This window comes from Halomonas saccharevitans, assembly GCF_032333995.1.
Lineage (GTDB): Bacteria > Pseudomonadota > Gammaproteobacteria > Pseudomonadales > Halomonadaceae > Halomonas > Halomonas saccharevitans.
Window position 1 is genome coordinate 12,091 of record NZ_JAVXUR010000002.1, and the last position, 21,544, is coordinate 33,634.

The 21,544-nt window shown below is 67.7% G+C and carries 18 protein-coding genes; 11 read left to right on the plus strand and 7 right to left on the minus strand.

Features of this window, described 5'->3' with window-relative positions; all coding sequences use genetic code 11:
- The first annotated feature begins 29 nt into the window (after window positions 1-29).
- The 11 genes from dksA to RSO68_RS05525 all read left to right on the plus strand — a co-directional run bounded on the left by dksA (window position 30) and on the right by RSO68_RS05525 (window position 12,461).
- Window positions 30-467: an RNA polymerase-binding protein DksA gene (gene dksA, locus RSO68_RS05475; RefSeq protein ID WP_089852064.1), complete on the plus strand. Its 438-nt coding sequence runs from the start codon at window positions 30-32 to the stop codon at window positions 465-467.
- Between the two features lie 88 nt (window positions 468-555).
- Window positions 556-1,449: a tRNA glutamyl-Q(34) synthetase GluQRS gene (gene gluQRS / locus RSO68_RS05480; RefSeq protein ID WP_315585761.1), complete on the plus strand. Its 894-nt coding sequence runs from the start codon at window positions 556-558 to the stop codon at window positions 1,447-1,449.
- 12 nt (window positions 1,450-1,461) lie between these two features.
- A complete protein-coding gene (locus RSO68_RS05485; protein WP_166462108.1) occupies window positions 1,462-1,638 on the plus strand; it encodes a hypothetical protein in 177 nt (58 codons plus the stop codon).
- Window positions 1,628-4,588 carry an ATP-binding protein gene (locus tag RSO68_RS05490; RefSeq protein ID WP_315585762.1) on the plus strand — a complete coding sequence of 987 codons (2,961 nt, stop codon included), beginning with the start codon at window positions 1,628-1,630 and terminating at the stop codon, window positions 4,586-4,588. Before RSO68_RS05485 ends, RSO68_RS05490 begins: the two co-directional genes overlap by 11 nt.
- Complete coding sequence (locus tag RSO68_RS05495; protein ID WP_315585763.1) at window positions 4,566-5,954, plus strand: sigma-54-dependent transcriptional regulator; 1,389 nt, start codon at window positions 4,566-4,568, stop codon at window positions 5,952-5,954. The genes RSO68_RS05490 and RSO68_RS05495 overlap by 23 nt, the downstream gene beginning before the upstream one ends.
- A gap of 929 nt (window positions 5,955-6,883) precedes the next feature.
- On the plus strand, window positions 6,884-8,281 hold the full coding sequence (gene pcnB, locus RSO68_RS05500) for a polynucleotide adenylyltransferase PcnB (RefSeq protein ID WP_089852072.1): 1,398 nt from the start codon (window positions 6,884-6,886) through the stop codon (window positions 8,279-8,281).
- Window position 8,282: 1 nt separating this feature from the next.
- On the plus strand, window positions 8,283-8,792 hold the full coding sequence (folK, locus tag RSO68_RS05505) for a 2-amino-4-hydroxy-6-hydroxymethyldihydropteridine diphosphokinase (protein ID WP_315585764.1): 510 nt from the start codon (window positions 8,283-8,285) through the stop codon (window positions 8,790-8,792).
- A 113-nt stretch (window positions 8,793-8,905) separates the two neighbouring features.
- Entirely contained in the window at window positions 8,906-9,697 is a 792-nt protein-coding gene (gene panB, locus RSO68_RS05510) for a 3-methyl-2-oxobutanoate hydroxymethyltransferase (protein WP_315585765.1), read from the plus strand.
- Window positions 9,698-9,722: 25 nt separating this feature from the next.
- A complete protein-coding gene (gene panC, locus RSO68_RS05515) occupies window positions 9,723-10,571 on the plus strand; it encodes a pantoate--beta-alanine ligase (protein ID WP_315585766.1) in 849 nt (282 codons plus the stop codon).
- 35 nt (window positions 10,572-10,606) lie between these two features.
- Window positions 10,607-10,987, plus strand: a complete 381-nt coding sequence (gene panD, locus RSO68_RS05520; protein WP_089852080.1) for an aspartate 1-decarboxylase — start codon at window positions 10,607-10,609, stop codon at window positions 10,985-10,987.
- A 298-nt stretch (window positions 10,988-11,285) separates the two neighbouring features.
- On the plus strand, window positions 11,286-12,461 hold the full coding sequence (locus RSO68_RS05525) for an acetyl-CoA C-acetyltransferase (RefSeq protein WP_089852082.1): 1,176 nt from the start codon (window positions 11,286-11,288) through the stop codon (window positions 12,459-12,461).
- Between the two features lie 244 nt (window positions 12,462-12,705).
- Here the strand turns inward: RSO68_RS05525 and pnp are convergent, their stop codons facing one another.
- From pnp to rimP, 7 genes are all read right to left on the minus strand, one after another.
- Complete coding sequence (pnp, locus tag RSO68_RS05530) at window positions 12,706-14,841, minus strand: polyribonucleotide nucleotidyltransferase (protein WP_175535030.1); 2,136 nt, start codon at window positions 14,839-14,841, stop codon at window positions 12,706-12,708.
- 368 nt (window positions 14,842-15,209) lie between these two features.
- Window positions 15,210-15,479, minus strand: a complete 270-nt coding sequence (gene rpsO / locus RSO68_RS05535; protein WP_089847536.1) for a 30S ribosomal protein S15 — start codon at window positions 15,477-15,479, stop codon at window positions 15,210-15,212.
- Between the two features lie 78 nt (window positions 15,480-15,557).
- Window positions 15,558-16,475, minus strand: a complete 918-nt coding sequence (truB, locus tag RSO68_RS05540; protein ID WP_315585767.1) for a tRNA pseudouridine(55) synthase TruB — start codon at window positions 16,473-16,475, stop codon at window positions 15,558-15,560.
- Window positions 16,475-16,903, minus strand: a complete 429-nt coding sequence (rbfA, locus tag RSO68_RS05545) for a 30S ribosome-binding factor RbfA (protein ID WP_089847540.1) — start codon at window positions 16,901-16,903, stop codon at window positions 16,475-16,477. Before rbfA ends, truB begins: the two co-directional genes overlap by 1 nt.
- A gap of 18 nt (window positions 16,904-16,921) precedes the next feature.
- Window positions 16,922-19,453, minus strand: coding sequence for a translation initiation factor IF-2 (gene infB / locus RSO68_RS05550; protein ID WP_089847542.1), 2,532 nt, complete (start codon window positions 19,451-19,453; stop codon window positions 16,922-16,924).
- 27 nt (window positions 19,454-19,480) lie between these two features.
- The gene (nusA, locus tag RSO68_RS05555) at window positions 19,481-20,974 is read right to left on the minus strand and encodes a transcription termination factor NusA (protein ID WP_089847544.1); all 1,494 of its coding nucleotides are present in this window, start codon (window positions 20,972-20,974) and stop codon (window positions 19,481-19,483) included.
- Between the two features lie 43 nt (window positions 20,975-21,017).
- Entirely contained in the window at window positions 21,018-21,476 is a 459-nt protein-coding gene (gene rimP, locus RSO68_RS05560) for a ribosome maturation factor RimP (RefSeq protein WP_089847546.1), read from the minus strand.
- Between the last annotated feature and the right edge of the window lie 68 nt (window positions 21,477-21,544).

The window sequence follows — 21,544 nt, forward strand, 5'->3', positions numbered from 1 at the left end:
AGCAGTCACTCAAGACACGAGGCGGACCCATGCCAGTAGCAGAAAAGAAGATGGATGCTCCCAAGAAATTCACCCCGTACGAGCCGGCGGCGGGTGAAGAGTACATGAACGAGAAGCAGCTGGAGCACTTCCGCAAGATCCTGCTGGGCTGGAAACAGGAGCTCATGGAAGAGGTCGACCGCACCGTTCGCCACCTGCAGGAAGAGGCGAACAACTACGCCGACCCGGCCGACCGAGCCACCCAGGAAGAGGGCTTCAACCTGGAGCTGCGCACGCGGGATCGCGAGCGCAAGCTGCTCAAGAAGATCAACGAGACCCTCGACAACATCGATGATGACGATTACGGCTTCTGCGAGGCCTGCGGCGTCGAGATCGGCATCCGCCGCCTCGAGGCGCGACCCACCGCCACCCTGTGCGTGGACTGCAAGACCCTGGCCGAGCTCAAGGAAAAGCAGCTGGGCGGCTGACGGCGATGCCGATGCCTCGGAACTCCCCCCGCGACGGGCACCTGAGGGTGCCCGTTTGCGTGTCGGCCCTTCACGCGGGAGTCGTGCGATGAGCGGCTATCGCGGCCGCTTCGCGCCTACCCCCTCGGGCCCGCTGCACTTCGGCTCCCTGGTGGCGGCCCTGGCGAGCTTCCTCGATGCCCGCCGCGCAGGCGGCGAGTGGCGGCTGCGCCTCGAGGACATCGACCCGCCGCGCTGCCCGCCCGGCGCCGCCGACACCATCCTGCGCCAGCTCGAGGCCTTCGGCCTTCACTGGGACGGCCCGGTGAGCTGGCAACACGAGCGCGACGACGCCTACGCCGCCGCGCTCGAGCGCCTCAAGGCCGCGGGCCTCGCCTACCCCTGCAGCTGCTCGCGCAAGCAGTGGCGCGATTACCCCGTCTATCCCGGCTGGTGCCGCCACGGCGTGTGCGACCCCGCCAAGCCGATGGCCTGGCGACTGCGCAGCGATCTGGGGCCGCGCCCGGTAGTCTGGCCGGATCGCCTGTTCGGCGAACAGCGCTTCGATCCGGCCGAGCTCGGCGACGTGGTGCTGAAGCGCAAGGACGGCCTCTGGGCCTATCAGCTCGCGGTGGTGGTGGATGATGCCGACCAGGGCATCAGCGACGTGGTGCGCGGTGTCGACCTGCTCGACAACACCCCCTGGCAGCGCCAGCTGCAGCAGGCGCTGGGCTATCCTGAGCCGCGCTACCTGCATCTGCCGCTGATCCTCGGTGACGACGGCCAGAAGCTCTCCAAGCAGAACCTGGCACCGCCCCTGCCGGAGGTCGATGACGCGGTGCGACCGCTGCTGCATGCGGCCCTGGCGGCGCTGGATCAGGCGCCCCCGCGGGAGCTTTCCACGGCCCCGGTGGCCGAGCAGCTCCAGTGGGGCATCAGGCACTGGGACGTCGCCCGGCTTCGCGCCGCGCCCCATCGCCAGACCGACGCCACCATCCCCTGAGAGGAGCCCGACGTGTACGTCTATCGCATCATGCTCTTCCTGGTCTTCGGCGGGTATCTACTCTCGCCGCTGCTGATGAGCGGCTGGGCGAGTCCCGAGATCGCCTGGTATCGCCCCTTCGTGGTGTGGGGCGTGCTGATCGCCCTGACCCTGTGGCTGGAACAGAAGAGAAAGCTCGATGAACGCTAGTCTCGGCGCCGTCCTGGCACTGGGCAGCGGCTACCTGCTGCTGCTGTTTCTCTGCGCCCTGGCGGTGGAGCGCGGCTGGATTCCCACGCGTATCGCCCGCCACCCGGTGGTCTACACCCTGGCGCTCGGCACCTATGCCAGCGCCTGGGCGATCTACGGCAGCCTGGAGCTGGCCGGCCGCGCCGGCTACGGCTACCTGGCCTACTACCTGGGGGTGGCCGGCGCCTTCCTGCTCGCCCCGGTGCTGCTGGTACCGATCCAGCGCATGACCCGCACCTACCAGCTCGCCTCGCTGGCCGACCTCTTCGCCTTCCGCTTCCGCTCGCGCTGGGTCGGCACCCTGATCACCCTGGTCAGCCTGCTCGCCGTGCTGCCACTGCTGGCCCTCCAGGTGCAGACCCTGGGCGACTCCATCCATCTGCTGACCGGCACCGCCTCGCCGTCGCTGCTGGCGCTTGCGTTCTGTGCGCTGATCGCGCTGTTCGCGATCCTCTTCGGCGCCCGACACACTCGGCTCCACGCCCGCCACGACACCCTGCTGGCGGCCATCGCCCTGGAATCGCTGGTCAAGCTGGTCGCCATGCTGGCGCTGGGCGGCTTCGCGCTGTTCGTGGTCTTCAACGGCCCCGGGGACCTGCAGGCCTGGCTCGACGGCCCGGGCCGCCTGGCCCAGGCGCGGGTGGAGCATCTGGACCCGGCCCAGTGGCGCACCCTGCTGCTGCTGTTCTTCGCCGCGGCCTTCCTGATGCCGCACATGTTCCACATCACCTTCGCCGAGACGCTCTCGCGGCGCACCCTACTGCAGGCCGCCTGGGCGCTGCCGCTGTTCCTGCTGCTGATGGCGCTGCCGGTGCCGCTGATCCTGTGGGCCGCCCAGCGCCTGGGCACCGATGCCGCGGGGCTCGGCAGCGCCTACCTGGCCTACGGGCTCTCGGAATCGCTGTGGTTGCAGGGCGTGGTCTTCATCGCCGGCCTCGCGGCCACCAGCGGCACCATGATCATCATCTCGCTGGCGCTGTCGGGGATGATCCTCAACCACCTGGTGCTAGTCGCCCATCCCCCGGTGGACCAGCCGGACCTCTACCACTGGCTGCGCTGGCTGCGGCGCGCGCTGATCGGCGCGGTGATCTTCGCCGGCTGGCTCTTCTATCGCCTGGTGGGGGTGAACCACGACCTCACCACCCTGGGGCTTGCCGCCTTCATCGGCATGGCCCAGTGCCTGCCGGGCATGCTGGCGCTGCTCTACTGGCCCGGCGCCAACCGCAAGGGCATGGTCAGCGGACTGACGGCCGGCGTGCTGGTGTGGCTCGCCGGCAGCTGGGTGCCGCTGCTCACCGACTTGCCGGCCCAGGTGCTGCTGCCGCCGGGCCTCGAGGCCCTGGCCGGCCAGCCGAACTGGTACGTGGTGACGATCGTCTCGCTGGCGGCCAACATCCTCACCTTCATCCTGGTCTCGCTGCTCACGCCCACCTCCGACGGCGAACGCGCCGCGGCGGAGGCCTGCTCGGTGGACGCGGTGATCCGCCCCAAGCGCCTGCCGCTGGTCGCCGGCAACGGCGAGGAGTTCAAGTATCACCTGGCCCGCGCCCTCGGCGAGGAGGTCGCCGGCCGCGAGGTCGACCGGGCGCTGATTGACCTGGGCCTGTCGCCGCTGGACGGGCGCCCCTATGCGCTGCGCCGCCTGCGCGATCGCATCCAGGCCAACCTCTCCGGGCTGATGGGCCCGTCGGTGGCCCAGGACATGGTTGACCGCCACCTGCCCTATCGCCGCGGCGGCCAGGAGCCCACCGATGACATCCACTTCGTCGAGAGCCGCCTGGAGGCCTACCGCACCCGGCTGACGGGCCTCGCCCGCGAACTCGACGGCCTGCGCCGCTATCATCGCCGCATCCTCACTCGCCTGCCGGTAGGCCTGTGCGCCTTCGGCGTCGACGACGAGCTGTTGATGTGGAATGACGCCCTCGCCGAGCTGACCGGCATCGACGGCGCCAGCGTGGTCGGCTCCCGTCGGGACAGCCTGCCGGCCCCCTGGAACGACCTGCTGGGACGCATGTTCCTCGAGCATCACGATCACCTCTACAAGCAGCCGGTGACGCTGGAGGGCACGCTCCGCCACCTGAGCCTGCACAAGGCCGAGCTCACCGCCGACGAGGATATCCGCGGCGGCACCGTGGTGCTGGTCGAGGATCACAGCGAGATGAAGTGGCTAGAGGACGAACTGGTGCACGCCGCGCGGCTCGCCTCGATCGGCCAGCTGGCGGCCGGGGTGGCACACGAGATCGGCAACCCCGTCACCGGCATCTCCTCGCTGGCGCAGAACCTGCGCTACGATACCGACGACCCGGAGGTGCTGGAGACCGCGACCCAGATCCAGCAGCTCACCGACCGCATCTCGCGCATCGTCGAGTCGCTGGTCGGCTTCGCCCACGGCGGTCGCCACGTGGCGGGGCAGACCTTCGCCGCGGTCTCGCTGGCCGAGGTGACCGATGAGGCCCTGCACTTGATCCACCTGGCCCGCTCGGGGGAGGATATCCACTACCGTAATCGCTGCCCCGAGGGCCTCCAGGTCGAGGGCGATGCCCAGCGGCTGCTGCAGGTGCTGGTCAACCTGATCGGCAACGCCCGGGATGCCAGCGTCCCCGGCGGCGAGGTGATCGTCGACGCCGGCCGCCAGGGCGAGTGGCTGCACGTCACCGTCACCGACCAGGGCCACGGCATCGCCGAGCACGTGCGCGATCACCTGTTCGAGCCCTTCACCACGACCAAGCCGCCCGGCGAGGGCACCGGGCTTGGCCTGCCGCTGGTCTACAGCATCATCGCCGAGCACGGCGGCCATATCGATATCGACTCCCCGCCCCCCGGGCAGGCCCAGGGCACCCGCATTAACCTGTGGCTGCCCCTCAACACAGAGCATGGTGACCCCACCGATGAGCCGGATCCTGATCGTTGAAGACGAAGCCATCATCCGCAGCGCCCTGAGGCGGCTGCTGGAACGGCACGACCACCGGGTCAGCGAGGCGGGGTCGGTGGCCGAGGCCCTGGCTCTCGAGCCCCAGGGATTCGACCTGGTGATCAGCGATCTGCGCCTGCCCGGCGAGCCCGGCACCGAGCTGATCGCCCGCGCCGCCCCCGTGCCGGTGCTGATCATGACCAGCTACGCGAGCATGCGCTCGGCAGTGGAGGCCTTGAAGCAGGGCGCCGTGGACTATGTCGCCAAGCCCTTCGATCACGACGAGCTGCTCGAGACCGTGGCCCGGGTCCTGCACCAGCAGGCCACCCAGCAGGGCGAGCCACCCGACATCACCGAGCCCAACGGCCAGCGTCAGACCATGATCGGCAACTGCCCCGCCATGCAGGTGGTCTACACCCGCATCCGCAAGGCGGCGCCCGCCGATGTCACGGTGCTGGTGCAGGGCGAATCGGGCACCGGCAAGGAGCTGGTGGCTCGGGCCCTGCACCAGCAGAGCCGGCGCGCCGGCGCACCGCTTATCTGCGTCAACTGTGCGGCCATTCCCGAGACGCTGATCGAGTCCGAGCTGTTCGGCCACGAGAAGGGCGCCTTCACCGGCGCCAGCGCCGCACGTACCGGGCTAGTCGAGGCCGCCGATGGCGGCACCCTGTTCCTCGACGAGATCGGCGAACTGCCCCTCGATGCCCAGGCGCGCCTGCTGCGCGTGCTGCAGGAGGGCGAGATCCGCAAGATCGGCTCGGTGGAGACCCGCCACGTGAACGTGCGCCTGATCGCCGCCACCCACCGCGACCTGCAGAGCCTGTCGAAGACCGGCGAGTTTCGCCTCGACCTCTACTATCGCCTCAACGTGATGCAGATCGACCTGCCCTCCCTGCGCGAGCGCGAGGATGACATCCTGCAGATCGCCGATGTCCTCCTGGAGAAGGCCTGTCGCCGCCACGAGCGGGAAGGCCTGCGGCTCTCCCGGGCCGCCCGCCGAACCATCCGCGACTACCCCTGGCCCGGCAACGTGCGCGAGCTGGAGAACGCCCTGGAGCGCGGCGTCATCCTCGCCGAGGGCCACCTGATCCATCCCGACGACCTGGGACTGGCCACTGCGCCCCGGCCTCTCGTGGCACCGGCAGGCCAGGTGCCGGCCTCGTCCGGCCCCGCGGAACCGGAGCCCGGTGAAGAGGACGACCTCTCCCTGGAGGACTATTTCCAGCACTTCGTGCTGGAGCACCAGGACCAGATGAGCGAGACCGAGCTCGCCCAGAAACTCGGCATCAGCCGCAAGTGCCTGTGGGAGCGGCGCCAGCGCCTGGGCATCCCGCGCAAGAAGAGCCCGCGCCGCAACACGGGATGACGCCGCCCGACCCTACGCACCCTGACCCTACGACCCCTGACCATACGACCATAGTGTAAGCGCCCGCGGCCGACGCCGCGGGCACCGTTTTTCCTCCTTCCCGACCACGTTCTGCACCATTTGTTACCTTCCCACACAGCCACTGCCCCAAGGCGGGGCCAGATGGGTAACACTCGGCCGCCGTGTCGCAACATGGCTCCAGCGACCCATACACACGCCCATGTTTTATAACGTTTTTCTCGACAGTGGCACGCCACCTGCTACTACTAGGGCAAGAAAAACAAATCCGGACGTCACCCCGTGCCAACAACAACAACAACAAGGCATCCAGGCGTGACAGGGCCCGTCCCGACAACAACAACAAGACACTCGGGCCCCTACGACTTCGGCGCTTGCCGACAACAAGAACAGCAGCGGCACGGCGCGAGGCCTTCGAGACTCAACAACAACAAGCTGCTCGAAGCACCGGAGCCATCAGGACGCGACGCACCCAAGTACGGCCAACAACAATGACAACGGCCAGCGAGGTGCACTCCCGGCAACAATGCCAACAATCCGGGAGGAGGCATACTTTCATGCCGTCGTGGTTGGACTATTGTTTTGAATACGAGACGGTCGCCGTCAGGAGCATCAACAACCATAACAACACCGCTTGCCTGAACACTCCTTGGTGACTGTGGTGCGTATTCAGGGCGATGCGCCATCACGAAGAAAAATCAGCTGCACGGACGCAGCATCCTGCTTTTCAGGGGAGGCCACCGGCCTCCCCTTTCTATGTCTGACCCATGCCTGCCACCCCCTGTCCGGCAACGCCTGGACGCCCCTCATGACCTGGCGATCGCCGGCTCATCGCCGCCCCGCGCTTTGCAAGGTGTCAGTGGTCGGCTACACTCAACGCTTTTCCGCGTCCCGCGAGTCGATATCGCCGCATGATCAAAGGTTTTACCCGCTTTCTGCAGAGCCCGGGCCAGCACTTCAAGTCGCTGTTCGGCCCTCAGGATGCGCCGGCCGGCAGCACCGGTCCTCGCATCATTCCCCGTCAGGAACACCCGGTCTCGCGTCAGCACTTCAGTGACGCCGCCATCAAGGTGCTCTACCGCCTGCACAATGCCGGTTTCCAGGCCTTCCTGGTCGGCGGGTGCATCCGCGACTCGCTGCTCGGCCATATGCCCAAGGATTTCGACGTCGCCACCGATGCGACGCCGGAACAGATCCGCGAGCTGTTTCGCAACTCGCGAATCATCGGCCGGCGCTTTCGCATCGTGCACGTGCGCTTCGGCCGCGAGGTGATCGAGGTCACCACCTTCCGCGGCAAGCCCAACGACGATCATGCCGATCATATCTCCCAGCAGTCGGATGATGGCCTGCTGCTGCGCGACAACGTCTGGGGCAACCTCGAGGAGGATGCCCTGCGTCGCGACTTCACGGTCAACGCCCTCTACTACAACATCGCCGACTTCTCGATCCACGACTTCGCCGATGGCGTCAAGGACATCGAGGCCCGCACCCTGCGGCTGATCGGCGACCCGGCGACGCGCTATCGCGAGGACCCGGTGAGGATGCTGCGCGCGGTGCGCTTCGCCGCGAAGCTCGACTTCCACCTCGATCCGGCCACCGAAGCGCCCATCGCCGAGGCCGCACCGCTGCTGCTGCAGATTCCGCCGGCCCGGCTGTTCGACGAGATCCTCAAGCTGTTCATGGCCGGCCACGGGGTCGTCACCTTCCAGCTGCTGCGCCGCTACGGTCTGTTCGCCATGCTCTTCCCCGAGGCCGACGAGGCCATGGAGGAGCAGCCCTGGGCCGAGCGCCTGGTCGAGCAGGCGCTTTCGAGCACCGATCGCCGCATCCGCGAGGAGCGCCCGGTAACGCCGGCCTTCCTGTTCGCCGCCCTGCTCTGGGCGCCCGTCCAGCAGCGTCAGGCGATCCTCGAGGCCGAGGGCATGCCGGCGATCCCCGCGCTCCAGACGGCCTCCCAGCAGGTGGTGTCGCGCCAGCTCCAGCACATCTCGATTCCCAAGCGCTTCAGCCTGCCGATGCGCGACATCTGGGATCTGCAGCAGCGGCTGCCGCTGCGCCGCGGCAAGCGCGTCTTCCAGACCCGCGAGCATCCGCGCTTCCGGGCCGCCTACGACTTCCTGCTGCTGCGCGAGGAGGCCGGCGAGCTCGACCCGGGCCTCGGCGACTGGTGGACCGCTTTCCAGCATGCCGACGAGCACGAGCAGCGCCGCCTGCTGAGCAAGGTCGGCGCCGACCCGGCCGGCAGCGGAGCGCCGCGCAAGCGCCGCCGGCGCCGCCGCAAGCCGCGGGGCCCCGCGAGCGACGCATGACATGAGTGGCGAGCCTAATACCGGGCATCACGCCTGGATCGGCCTGGGCAGCAATCTCGATGGCCCGCGCGAGCATGTCGCGCGCGCCCTCGATGAACTCGAGCGTCTGCCGCTGACGCGCCGCGTCGCCGCCTCGAGGCTCTACGCCAGCCGTCCGGTGGGGCCTGCCGACCAGCCCGACTACGTCAACGCCGTGGCGCATCTGGTGACGCGGCTCTCGCCGCTTGCCCTGCTCGATCAGCTGCAGGCCCTCGAACAGCGCCATGGCCGGGTGCGCGGTCGCCGCTGGGGACCCCGCACCCTGGACCTGGACCTACTTCTATATGATGACCGCCGGCTAACGCTGCCGCGCCTCACCCTGCCCCATCCGGAGATGGCCCGGCGCGCCTTCGTGCTGGTGCCACTGGTCGAGCTGGCCCCGAGCCTCGCGCTCGACGGCACGCCGCTGACCCGCCTCGCGGCCGAGCTCGAATCCCAGGACCTGGCGCCGGTGTTACCGACCGGCGGATGATGGCCCCACACTGTTACCTATCGACACCCCGGCATGATTCGGGTAACAATCGCGGGTTACACCGAGGACGGTCCGCCAGAGGCCTCCCCCCGACCAGACGATGAGAGCACGCCATGAAAACCGTCACCCTGAGCACGCTGTCGGCCCTCAAGCGCGCCGGTGAGCCCTTCAGCTGCCTGACTGCCTACGACGCCTCCTTCGCACGGGCGGCCGGCGAGGCCGGCATCGAGGTGCTGCTGGTGGGCGATTCGCTGGGCATGGTCCTGCAGGGGCATGCCAGCACCCTGCCGGTGACCCTCGACGAGGTCTGCTACCACACCCGCTGCGTGGCGCGCGGCAAGGGCAAGAGCCTGCTGATGGTCGACCTGCCCTTCATGAGCAACTCCAGCACCGAGCGCCTGCTCCAGGATGCCGGCGCCCTGATGCGCGCCGGCGCCGAGCTGGTCAAGGTCGAGGGCGAGGCCTGGATGGCCGAGGGCATTCGCGAGCTGACGCGCCGCGGCGTGCCGGTCTGCGCCCACCTCGGCCTGACCCCCCAGTCGGTCTACCAGCTGGGCGGCTACAAGGTGCAGGGCCGCGAGTCCGAGCAGGCGACGCGGATCCTCGAGGATGCCCGCACCCTGGTCGAGGCAGGCGCCTCGGTGATCCTGCTGGAGTGCGTGCCGGCGAGCCTGGGTCGGGCAGTGAGCGAAGCGCTGGAGGTGCCGGTGATCGGCATCGGCGCCGGCCCCGATACCGACGGCCAGATTCTCGTGATGCACGATGTGCTGGGCGTGACCCACGGCCGCACGCCGCGCTTCGTCAAGAACTTCATGGTGGATGCCGACGACATCCAGGGCGCCTTCCGTCACTACCACGAGGACGTCAAGGCCCGCCGCTTCCCCGCCGAAGCGCACTGCTTCTAAGTCTTTATTCCGGGAGCCCGAGACGATGCGCACCCTGCACGAGATTGCCCCCCTGCGCGAGACGCTCGACGAGGCCCGTCGCCGCGGCCAGCGCATCGCCCTGGTACCGACCATGGGCAACCTCCACGAGGGCCACCTGGCGCTGGTGGCGGAAGCCCGCCGCCGGGGCGACCTGGTGGTGGCGACCATCTTCGTCAATCCGCTGCAGTTCGGCCCCGGCGAGGATCTCGACGCCTACCCGCGCACCCTCGCCGAGGACCAGGCGAAGCTCCAGGCGGCCGGCTGCGACCTGCTGTTCGCCCCCGAGACCACCACCCTCTACCCCCGCGGGCTCAACGCCCAGACCCGGGTCTGCGTCCCCGAGGTCAGCGAGGGCCTGTGCGGCGGTGACCGCCCCGGCCACTTCGACGGGGTCGCCACCGTGGTCACCATGCTCTTCCAGCTGGCGCAGCCCGACGTGGCCTGCTTCGGCGAGAAGGACTACCAGCAGCTGGCGGTGATCCGCCGCCTGGTGGCCGATCTGCACCTGCCGGTGGAGATCATCGGCGTGCCGATCGTGCGCGCCGAGGACGGCCTCGCGCTCTCCTCGCGCAACGGCTACCTGGATGGCGCACAGCGCAGCGTCGCCCCGACCCTCTATGCGACCCTGGGCGCACTGCGCGAGGCGCTGGAGAACGGCGCCGCCCCGCACGAGACCCTGAACGATGGCCTCGCCAGGCTGAAGGACGCCGGCTTCGCGCCGGACTACCTGGAGCTGCGCGCCGCCGACCTGGGCCCGGTCGAGGCGACGACGCGCGAGGCCGTGCTGCTCGCCGCGGCCCGCCTGGGCCCGACCCGACTGATCGATAACCTGAGCCTGACCCTGCCGCGCTGACCGCGCGGCATCGCGACCAGAGGAACCCTTGTCCCATGCAGACCATCATGCTCAAGGCCAAGCTGCACATGGCCCGCGTCACCCATGCCGTGCTCAACTACGAAGGCTCCTGCGCCATCGACGGTGAGCTGCTGGACATGTCCGGCATCCGCGAGAACGAACAGATCCAGATCTACAACGTCGAGAACGGCCAGCGCTTCACCACCTACGCCATTCGCGCCGAGGAAGGCTCGCGGATCATCTCGGTGAACGGCGCAGCCGCCCACCTCGCCAGCGAAGGGCAGCGCGTGATCATCTGCAGCTACGCCCACTACAGCGAGACGGAGCTCGACGCCCACCAGCCAGCGCTGGTCTATCTCAAGGAAGGCAACGTCATCAGCCATACCAGCAACGCCATTCCCGTACAGCTGGCCTGACGCCCCGCGGGCACCCCATCCCCGGGGTGCCCCGCTTCCTCCCCGTGCCTTCCGCCCGAGCTTTTCCCCAGGCCCTCCACGCCGAGCTCTTCCCGTGCCGCCCTCCGCGTAACGCTCTCGCCCTCCGATCTCCTCGCGATGCAGGCGCCGCGACGCCCCCTACGGCCATGGAAGCATTGCCGCGACGCACAAGACTCCCCTATGCTGAGAGACCCGGCTCTGTCTGAGACGTCATCTCGTGCAGGGTGTCCCCCAGACACGGCCGCCAGTCCGCTACCTATCTTCAGGAGTATCCCGCATGCAAGACGTGGTGATCGTTGCCGCACGCCGTACCGCCGTCGGCACCTTCGGCGGCTCCCTGGCCGGCATTTCCGCCAGCGACCTGGGCGCGCATGTCATCAAGGACATCCTGGCCTCCACCGGCGTCGCCGGCGACCAGGTGGATGAGGTCCTGCTCGGTCAAGTGTTGACCGCTGGCGTCGGCCAGAACCCCGCCCGCCAGGCGAGCATCAAGGCCGGCCTTCCGGACGCGGTGCCCGCCATGACCATCAACAAGGTCTGCGGCTCCGGCCTCAAGGCCCTGCACCTGGCGACCCAGGCGATCCGCTGCGGCGATGCCGAGCTGATCATCGCCGGCGGCCAGGAGAACATGTCCGCCTCGCCGCACGTGCTGCCCAATTCGCGTACCGGCCAGCGCATGGGCGACTGGAAGGCCGTCGACAGCATGGTCCACGACGGCCTTTGGGACGCCTTCAACAACTACCACATGGGCATCACGGCCGAGAACCTGGCCGACAAGTACGGCATCACCCGCGAGGCGATGGACGAGTTCGCCGCCGCTTCCCAGCAGAAGGCAGCCGCGGCCATCCGCGAGGGCAAGTTCAAGGGCCAGATCGTCCCGGTCGAGATCCCCCAGCGCAAGGGCGACCCGGTGGTCTTCGACACCGACGAGGGCCCGCGCGACGTGACCGCCGAGAAGCTTTCCGGCATGCGCCCAGCCTTCAAGAAGGACGGCAGCGTCACCGCCGGCAACGCCTCCTCCATCAATGATGGCGCCGCCGTGGTCATGCTCTGCTCCGCCGAGAAGGCCAAGGCGCTGGGCCTCGAGCCGCTGGCGCGCATTGCCGCCTACTCCAACGCCGGCGTCGATCCGTCCATCATGGGCATCGGCCCGGCCCCGGCGACCCGCCGCTGCCTGGAGAAGGCCGGCTGGAGCATCGATGACCTGGATCTGGTCGAGGCCAACGAGGCCTTCGCCGCCCAGGCGCTCTCGGTCAACAAGGAGCTCGGCTGGGATACCGACAAGGTCAACGTCAACGGCGGCGCCATCGCCATCGGCCACCCCATCGGCGCCTCCGGCTGCCGCATCCTGGTGACCCTGGTGCACGAGATGATCGCCCGGGATGCCAAGAAGGGCCTGGCGACGCTATGCATTGGCGGCGGACAGGGCGTAGCGCTGGCGATCGAGCGCTGAGGAAACCCTGATTCATTGCTGCGCTCCGGCTCTTTGTGAAAAGCCCTGACCGCCGGCGGTGCTCGGAATCCTCATGTAGCGAGCTACACTCCGGTTCCTGCGCTCCGGCGGCGATCAGCCTCTCATCGCTCGCGACATGAATCAGCGCCTCCTCTAAGCCAGAACTAAAAGAACCGCCCCTGCAGCCAGGCTGCGGGGGCGGTTTCGTTACCGCGTCGGCGATCGGCTCGACGAGGGCGGTCGCTTACAGCTCGGGCTCGGCGGCCGCTTCGGCCTCGAAGGCGGCCTTCTCTTCCGGGGTGATCTCCTTGATGGTGAGCTTCACCCGGTTGCGGTTGTCGATGTCGAGCACCTTGACGATGGGCTCGTCGCCCTCGTTGAGGAAGTCGCGCACGTCGTTGACCCGCTCCGGCACGATCTGGGAGATGTGCACCAGCCCGTCGGTGCCCGGCATGATGTTGACGAAGGCGCCGAAGTCGGCGATGCGCACCACCTTGCCGCGGTAGAGCTTGCCGATCTCGGGCTCGGCGGTGATCGCGAGCACCGTGTCGATGGCCGCCTTGGCCGCCGTCTTATCCTCGGCGTAGATGCGCACGGTGCCGTCGTCGTCCAGGTCGATGGAGGCGCCGGTATCCTCGCAGATCTTGCGGATGGTGGCGCCGCCCTTGCCGATGACGTCGCGGATCTTCTCCGGGTCGATCTTGAGGGTCGCCATGGAGGGCGCGTTCTCGGAGACCTCGGTGCGGCTCTGGGCGATCACGGTGTTCATCTGCTCGAGGATCTGCTGGCGAGCCTCGTGGGCCTGCTGCAGCGCCTGCTCCATGATCTCTTCGTTGATGCCCTCGATCTTGATGTCCATCTGCAGGGCGGTGACGCCCTCGGAGGAACCGGCCACCTTGAAGTCCATGTCGCCCAGGTGATCCTCGTCGCCGAGGATGTCGGTGAGCACGGCGAAGCCGTCGTCATCCTTGACCAAGCCCATGGCGATGCCGGCCACCGGCGCCTTCATCGGCACGCCGGCATCCATCAGCGCGAGCGACGAGCCGCACACGGAGGCCATGGAGCTCGAGCCGTTGGACTCGGTAATCTCGGAGACCACGCGGATGGTGTAGGGGAAGTCCGCCTCGTTGGGCAGCATGGCCTGGACGCCGCGGCGCGCCAGACGGCCGTGGCCGATCTCGCGACGCTTGGGCCCGCCCATGAAGCCCGCCTCACCCACGCTGTAGGGAGGGAAGTTGTAGTGCAGCAGGAAGCGGTCCTTGCGCTCGCCCTCCAGCGACTCGATCAGCTGGGAGTCGCGCAGGGTGCCCAGCGTCGCCACCACGATGGCCTGAGTCTCGCCGCGAGTGAAGATTGCCGAGCCGTGGGTCTTGGGCAGGCCACCGACCTCGATGGAGAGCGGACGCACGGTCTTGTGATCGCGGCCGTCGATGCGCGGCTCGCCCTTGACCACCCGCGAGCGCACCACGCGCTTCTCGAGGCCGGCGAAGGCGCCCTTCACCTCGTCGGCGGCGAACTGGCCGTCTTCCTCACCGGCGAACTGCTCGACCGCCTGATCCTTGAGGGCGGACAGGGCGTCCTGGCGGGCCATCTTGTCGGTGACGCGGTAAGCCTCGCCGACCTTCGCCTCGAAGGCCTCGGCCATGGCGCCCTTGAGGGCAACGTTCTCGGCGGGGGCCTGCCACTCCCACTTCGCCTTGCCGGCCTCGGCGGTCAGCTCGTTGATGGCGGTGATCGCCACCTGCATCTCCTGGTGCGCATAGAGCACCGCGCCCAGCATCTCGTCCTCAAGCAGCTCCTTGGCCTCGGACTCGACCATCAGCACCGCCTTCTCGGTACCGGCGACCACCATGTTGAGCTCGGAGTCGCCCAGCTCTTCCACGGTCGGGTTGAGGAAGTAGCCGTTGTCCTCGGTGAAGCCCACCCGCGCGGCGCCGATCGGGCCCTTGAAGGGCACGCCGGAGATCGCCAGCGCCGCGGAGGTGCCGAGCATCGCCGCGATATCCGGATCGTGGTTGCGGTCGGTGGAGAGCACCGAGCAGACCACCTGCACCTCGTTCATGAAGCCCTTGGGGAAGAGCGGGCGGATCGGGCGGTCGATCAGCCGCGAGGTGAGGGTCTCCTTCTCGGTAGGACGCCCCTCGCGCTTGAAGAAGCCACCGGGAATCTTGCCGACGGCGTAGGTCTTCTCCTGATAGTGGACGGAGAGCGGGAAGAAGGGCTGGGCCGGGTTGGCCTCCTTCTTGGCCACCACGGTGCACAGCACCACGGTGTCGTCCATGGTGACCATCACGGCACCGGTGGCCTGGCGGGCGATGCGCCCGGTTTCCAGGGTGACGGTGCTGCGACCGTACTGAAATGTCTTCTTGACCGGATTCACGGCGACTTCCTTCAACGTTACTTTTCTGTGTTTGGGTCGTTTTGACTCGCCAACCATTTTAGGGCGTGACGCCCGCCGGGACCACCAGGCGGCGACATTTCCGCGCCCCCATTGGCGGGGCTGACCCGGCGACAGGCCTCCGGGGAGGCGCTGTGAATACGTCCCTGTACGCTACCTCGGCCCTGCGGCGCTCTCGCGTCCCGCTCCGCTTGCAGGTCCGGTGCTGGCCATCCATGGACAGCCCGTTCGGAGCAGTGCTCCTCACCCCTGGTACTCGGACCTCCCCGGCGCCCGCCGATATCGCCGCCGCCAACGCAAAACGGGCAGCCCGAAGGCTGCCCGTTTCGTTACCGCGTGGGGTGCGACGCTTAGCGACGCAGGCCCAGACGCTGGATCAGCGACTGATAGCGCTCGAAGTCCTTGCGCTTCAGGTAGTCCAGCAGCTTGCGGCGCTGGTTGACCATGCGGATCAGGCCACGACGAGAGTGGTGATCCTGCTTGTTGGTCTTGAAGTGATCCTGCAGGCCATCGATGTTGGCGCTCAGCAGGGCCACCTGAACTTCGGGGGAACCGGTGTCGTTGTCGCCACGACCGTACTCGCTGACGATTGTGGACTTCTGCTCGGCTGTCAGTGCCATCTGTCTCTCCAGTAAGCAATATGCTTGGGGTTGAATGTGTGAGACCACGCATATTTGCAGTCTCGGGCGTTTCTCCCTTCACTCGGCTGCGGTGCTCAGCAGCCGTTTCGGCGCCACCTCCTGTGGCCCCGTCACCGTACCGAGGCCCAGGAAGGCCTCGCCACGATAGAGTCTTGCCGTCTCGCCCTCGGCGAGCCCGCGGGCCTCGACCCGGGCCGACTGGCCGTGGGTCAGGCGTCCCGCCGCCTCGCCGTCAACGTCGAGGCGCGGCAGATGATCGATCAGTGCGTCGACCGGCAGAAGCACGGCCTCGCGCTCGGCCTGATCGGCCAGGGCCTCGAGCGCGGCAAAGTCCTGCATGCCGTCGCTCGTGAAGGGGCCGGTCGCCAGCCGCCGCAGCGCACTGATGTGGGCCCCGCATCCCAGGGCGCGGCCGATGTCCTCGGCCAGCGTGCGGACGTAGGTGCCCTTGCTGACGCGGACCTCCAGCTCGAAGGCCTCGGCCTCGCAGGCAAGAAGCCGGGCATCATACACCGTCACACGGCGGGCTGCACGCTCGATCGACTTGCCCTCGCGGGCGAGTTCGTAGAGCTTGCGGCCCTGGTGTTTGAGGGCCGAATACATCGGCGGAATCTGATCGATCTCGCCGCGAAAGCGCGCCAGCACGCCCTCTATATCGGCCTCGGTGAGCCGCGGCACCGCGTGACGCTCGATCACCTCACCCTCGGCATCGCCGCTGTCGGTGACCACCCCGAGCTCCACCCGAGTACGGTAGACCTTATCGGCCTCCAGCAGATGCGCGGAGAACTTGGTCGCCTCGCCGAAGCAGACCGGCAGCAGGCCGGTGGCCATGGGATCGAGCGTTCCGGTGTGGCCGGCCTTCTGGGCCTGAAACAGGCGCCGCGCCCGCTGCAGGGCGTGATTGCTGGATGCCCCCGCGGGCTTGTCCAGCAGCAGCACACCGTTCACCGGCAGTCCGCGACGTCGCCGTGCCATCAGTGGCGCTCGTCGCTTTCTGTCGGCCCCTGACCCGAGGCACCATCCTCCGGTGCCTCGTCATGCTGATCGCGATCGCTGGCCACGGCCTCGTCGATCAGCGACGACAGCCGCTGACCGCGTACCACGCTCTCATCGTAGTGAAAGCGCAGCTCCGGCACGTGGCGCAACTTGATGCGTCGGGCGATCTGGCTGCGCAGGAAACCGGCGGCGCGCTTGAGCACCGCCAGGTTTTCCTTGATGCGCTCGGGCTCCTGCTCACCCAGCAGGGTCACGTGGACATCGGCATAGCCGAGGTCGCGACTGACCTCGACGCCGCTGACGGTGACCATGCCCAGGCGCGGGTCCTTGACCTCGCGCTGGATGAGCACCGCCAGCTCCTTCTGGAGCTGGTCGGCGACCCGGTCGGTACGCTTGAATTCCCGCATGGTCGCCTCCTGGGGCCCTTAGAGCGTCCGCTCAACCTTGACCTGATCGAAGACCTCGATCTTGTCGCCGACCTGGACGTCGTTGTAGTTCTTCACGCCGATGCCGCACTCCATGCCGTTGCGCACTTCCTGGACGTCGTCCTTGAAGCGGCGCAGCGACTCGAGCTCGCCCTCGTAGATCACCACGTTGTCGCGCAGCACGCGGATCTTCTTGTTGCGATGCACGCTGCCCTCGACGACCATGCAGCCGGCCACGGCGCCGATCTTCGGTGCGCGGAAGACGTCACGGACCTCGGCCACGCCGACGATCTCTTCCTTCCACTCCGGTGCCAGCATGCCGCTCATGGCCTGCTTGACCTCGTCGATCAGCTGGTAGATCACGCTGTAATAGCGCAGATCCAGGCCTTCACGCTCGATGATCTCGCGGGCTGCAGCGTCGGCACGCACGTTGAAGCCGACCACGATGGCGTCACTGGCGAGCGCCAAGTTGGCGTCGGTGCCGGTGATGCCGCCCACGGCGGAGGAGACCACGGCCACCTCGACCTCGCCCGTGGAGAGCTCTTCCAGGGCGCCCTTGATCGCCTCCAGCGAGCCTTGCACGTCGGCCTTGAGCACGATGTTGAGCTTGGCGGCGACATCCTGGCCCATCTGGCTGAACATGTTCTCCAGCTTGGCCTTCTGCTGGCGAGCCAGACGCACCTCGCGGTACTTGCCCTGACGGAAGTTGGCGACCTCGCGGGCCTTCTTCTCGTCGGCCAGCACCATGAAGTCGTCACCGGCTTCGGGGGTGCCGCCCAGGCCCTGGATCTCCACCGGGGTGGAGGGACCAGCCTCGTCGACCTGCTTGCCAAGCTCGTTGGTCAGCGCACGCACGCGGCCGTAGTGCAGGCCGGCGAGCACGATGTCGCCCTTCTTCAGGGTGCCGTTCTGGACCAGCACGGTGGCTACCGGGCCACGTCCCTTGTCCAGGCGCGACTCGACCACCACGCCCTTGCCGGGTGCTTCGGGCACGGCCTTGAGCTCGAGCACCTCGGAGACCAGCTGGATCGACTCCAGCAGCGTCTCGATGCCCTCCCCGGTGTGCGCGGAGACGTGCACGAACTGAGTGTCGCCGCCCCACGCCTCGGAGATGACGCCGTGCTGGGACAGCTCGTTCTTGACCCGGTCCGGATCGGCGCCCGCCTTGTCGATCTTGTTGACCGCGACCACCATCGGAACCTCGGCGGCCTTCGAGTGCTCGATGGCCTCGATGGTCTGGGGCATGACGCCGTCATCGGCGGCCACCACCAGCACCACCACGTCGGTGGCCTTGGCACCGCGAGCACGCATGGCGGTGAACGCCGCGTGGCCCGGAGTATCCAGGAAGGTCACGCCGCCGTGATCGTCTTCCACATGGTAGGCGCCGATGTGCTGGGTGATGCCGCCAGCCTCACCGGTGGCCACCTTGGCCTTGCGGATGTAGTCGAGCAGCGAGGTCTTGCCGTGGTCGACGTGACCCATGACCGTGACCACCGGCGAGCGGGTGATCTCCTCGCCCTCGTAGGAGATGCCCTCGAGGACCTCGGTCTCCAGCGCATCGTCCTTGACCAGCTTGGGCGTGTGCCCCATCTCCTCGACCACGATGGCCGCGGTGTCCTGATCGATGGTCTGGTTGATGGTCACCGCCGCACCCATGGTGAACATGGCCTTGATGACCTCGTTCGCCTTGATCGACATCTTGTCGGCCAGGTCGGCGACGCTGATCGACTCGGGGATGGAGACCTCGCGGACGATCGGCTGAGTCGGCTTCTGGAAGCCGTGCTTGCCGCCGCTCTGGCCGGCGCCACCGCGGCGACCGCCGCGACGCTCGGCGCGCTTGGCCTTCTTGCCGCCCCGGCGACGCTCCTCGCGATCACCACGGTCGTCTTCACGATCGTCACGGCCCTTCTTGCCAGCCTTGCCGCTGGCTTTCTTGACCGCGGCACGACGCGGCTCGGCACGCCCCTCCTTGGGGGGAGCGGGCGGCTCGTCGGAGGACGGCTGCGTTTCCAGCTCCGGCACCGGGATCGCCGGCTCGCTGGCAGCCTTCTCAGCCTTCTCGGCCTCGAGCTTGGCGGCGGCCTCGCGCGCAGACTCCTCGGCGGCACGCACCTTGGCTTCCTCGGCCTCGCGAGCATCCTTGGCGGCCTGGGCCTGCTGGGAATCGGCCATGTCGCCGACCAGCTGGCGCGGGCCGGCATCGACCTCGGGCTGGCTCTTGTCGGTCTCTTCCTCGGCGCGCTTGACGTAGGTGCGCTTCTTGCGAACCTGCACCTCGATGCTCTTGCCGCGCTCGCCGGTATTGATGCGGCTGCGCGTCTTGCGCGTCAGGGTGATGCGATTCTTCGCTGGCCCGGCGCCGCTGCCGCCGTGACTCTTGGTGAGATAGTCGAGCAGCTGACGCTTGTCCTCTTCGGACACGGCGTCACTCTCGGCCTTCTGGCCAAGCCCTGCTTCTTTCATCTGCTCCAGCAGGCGAGGCACGTCGCGCCCCACCTTCGCTGCAAAATCCTTAACGGTCATTTCTGACATTACGACCCTCCTCAGCCCGTGACCCGTTTACTGTTCGTTCTCGAACCATGGCGCACGGGCAGTCATGATCAGTGCCGCGGCGCGCTCCTCGTCGATACCCTCGATGTCGGTCAGATCATCGACGGACTGCTCGGCCAGGTCCTCCATGGTGACAATGCCCCGACTGGCCAGAATGAAGGCCAGATGACGCTCCATGCCGTCCATCTCCAGCAGGTCGTCGGCCGGCTGGGCGCCGTCGAGTTCCTCCTCGGAGGCGATGGCGAGGTTCAGCAGTTCATCCTTGGCGCGAGCGCGCAGCTCTTCGATGAGATCCTCGTCGAACTCCTCGATCTCCAGCATCTCCTCGACCGGCACGTAGGCGACCTCCTCCAGGGAGGTGAAACCTTCGTCCACCAGCAGGCGCGCCACGTCCTCGTCGATGCTCAGATGCTGAATGAAATGCTCGACGAGGCTATCCACTTCCTGGTCGCGCTTGGCCTCGGCCTCTTCCTCGGTCATGACGTTGAGACGCCAGCCGGTGAGTTCGGAGGCCAGGCGCACGTTCTGGCCACTGCGGCCGATGGCCTGGGCCAGGTTGTCCTCGGCGACGGCGACGTCCATGGCGTGGGACTCCTCGTCGACGAGGATCGAGGCGACATCGGCCGGCGCCATGGCGTTGATCACCAGCTGGGCGGGATTGTCGTCCCACAGCACGATGTCCACGCGTTCGTTCTGCAGCTCCGAGGAGACGGCCTGCACGCGCGAGCCGCGCATGCCGACACAGGCGCCGACCGGATCGATGCGACGATCGTTGGTCTTGACCGCGATCTTGGCCCGGGAGCCCGGGTCGCGTGCCGCGCCCTTGATCTCGATGAGCTGCTCGGCGATCTCCGGCACCTCGATGCTGAACAGCTCGATGATCAGCTCCGGGCAGGTGCGCGAGAGAATCAGCTGGGCGCCGCGGGCCTCGGCATCGACCTTGACCAGCAGCGCGCGGACCCGCTCGTTCATGCGGTAGCGCTCGCCCGGAATCATCTCGCTGCGCGGCAGGAACGCCTCGGCGTTCTCGCCCAGATCGATGATCAGGCCATCGCGGGTGGTCTTCTTGACGATGCCGGCGACCAGCTCGCCCTCACGCTCGGCATACTGGCGCACCACTTCGGCGCGCTCAGCCTCGCGGACCTTCTGCACGATGACCTGCTTGGCGGTCTGCGCGGCGATACGGCCGAAGGCGGCGTTCTCGATGCGCTCCTCGACCACGTCACCCAGCCCCAGGGGCGGGTCGCGACGCTCGGCGAAGGTGAGTTTGATCTGGGCATCGGGCCCGTCGAAGTCATCGTCCTCGACCACCTCCCAGCGGCGGAAGGTCTCGTAATCGCCCGTGTAGCGATCGATGTGCACGCGCACGCTGGCTTCCTCGTCTTCGAAGCGCTTGCGCGATGCACTGGCTAGGGCCGCCTCGACGGCCTCGAAGATCACCTCGCGGGAGACCCCCTTCTCGTTGGAGATCGTGTCGACGACCGCCAGAATTTCTTTACTCATGCCTTAGCCTCGCCAGTGAACCTGTCCTTATACACCGAGCTCATCACGTGAACTGCGGGACGACCCGCGCCTGATCGATGCCCTCGATGGGAAAGCAATACTCCTCGCCGTCGACCTGCAGCAGCACCTCGTCGTTCTCGACCCCGGCTAGCAGCCCCTTGAACTTGCGCCGGCCGTCGAAGGGCGCGCGCAGCTTCACGGTGACCACATGGCCCGCGTACTGGGCGAACTGCTCGAGGGTGAAGAGCGGCCGATCCATGCCCGGCGAGGAGACTTCCAGTCGATACTCGCCCGGCACCGGGTCCTCGACATCGAACACCGCGCTGACCTGGCGACTGACGTCGGCGCAGTCGTCCACGCTTATCCCGTTCTCATGGTCGATGTAGATCACCAGGCGGGAATGTTTGCCCTGAGACAGATGATCGATGCCCCAGAGTTCGAACCCCATGGCCGAGACCACCGGTTCGATCAGCGCATGCAGCGCAGCGTCCTTGATTGCCACGGAAGAAAGCTCCTACAGCCGTTGCATCAGGCACCTGGCCGGGAGTTGAGAGAAGAGTCAGGTGGCTG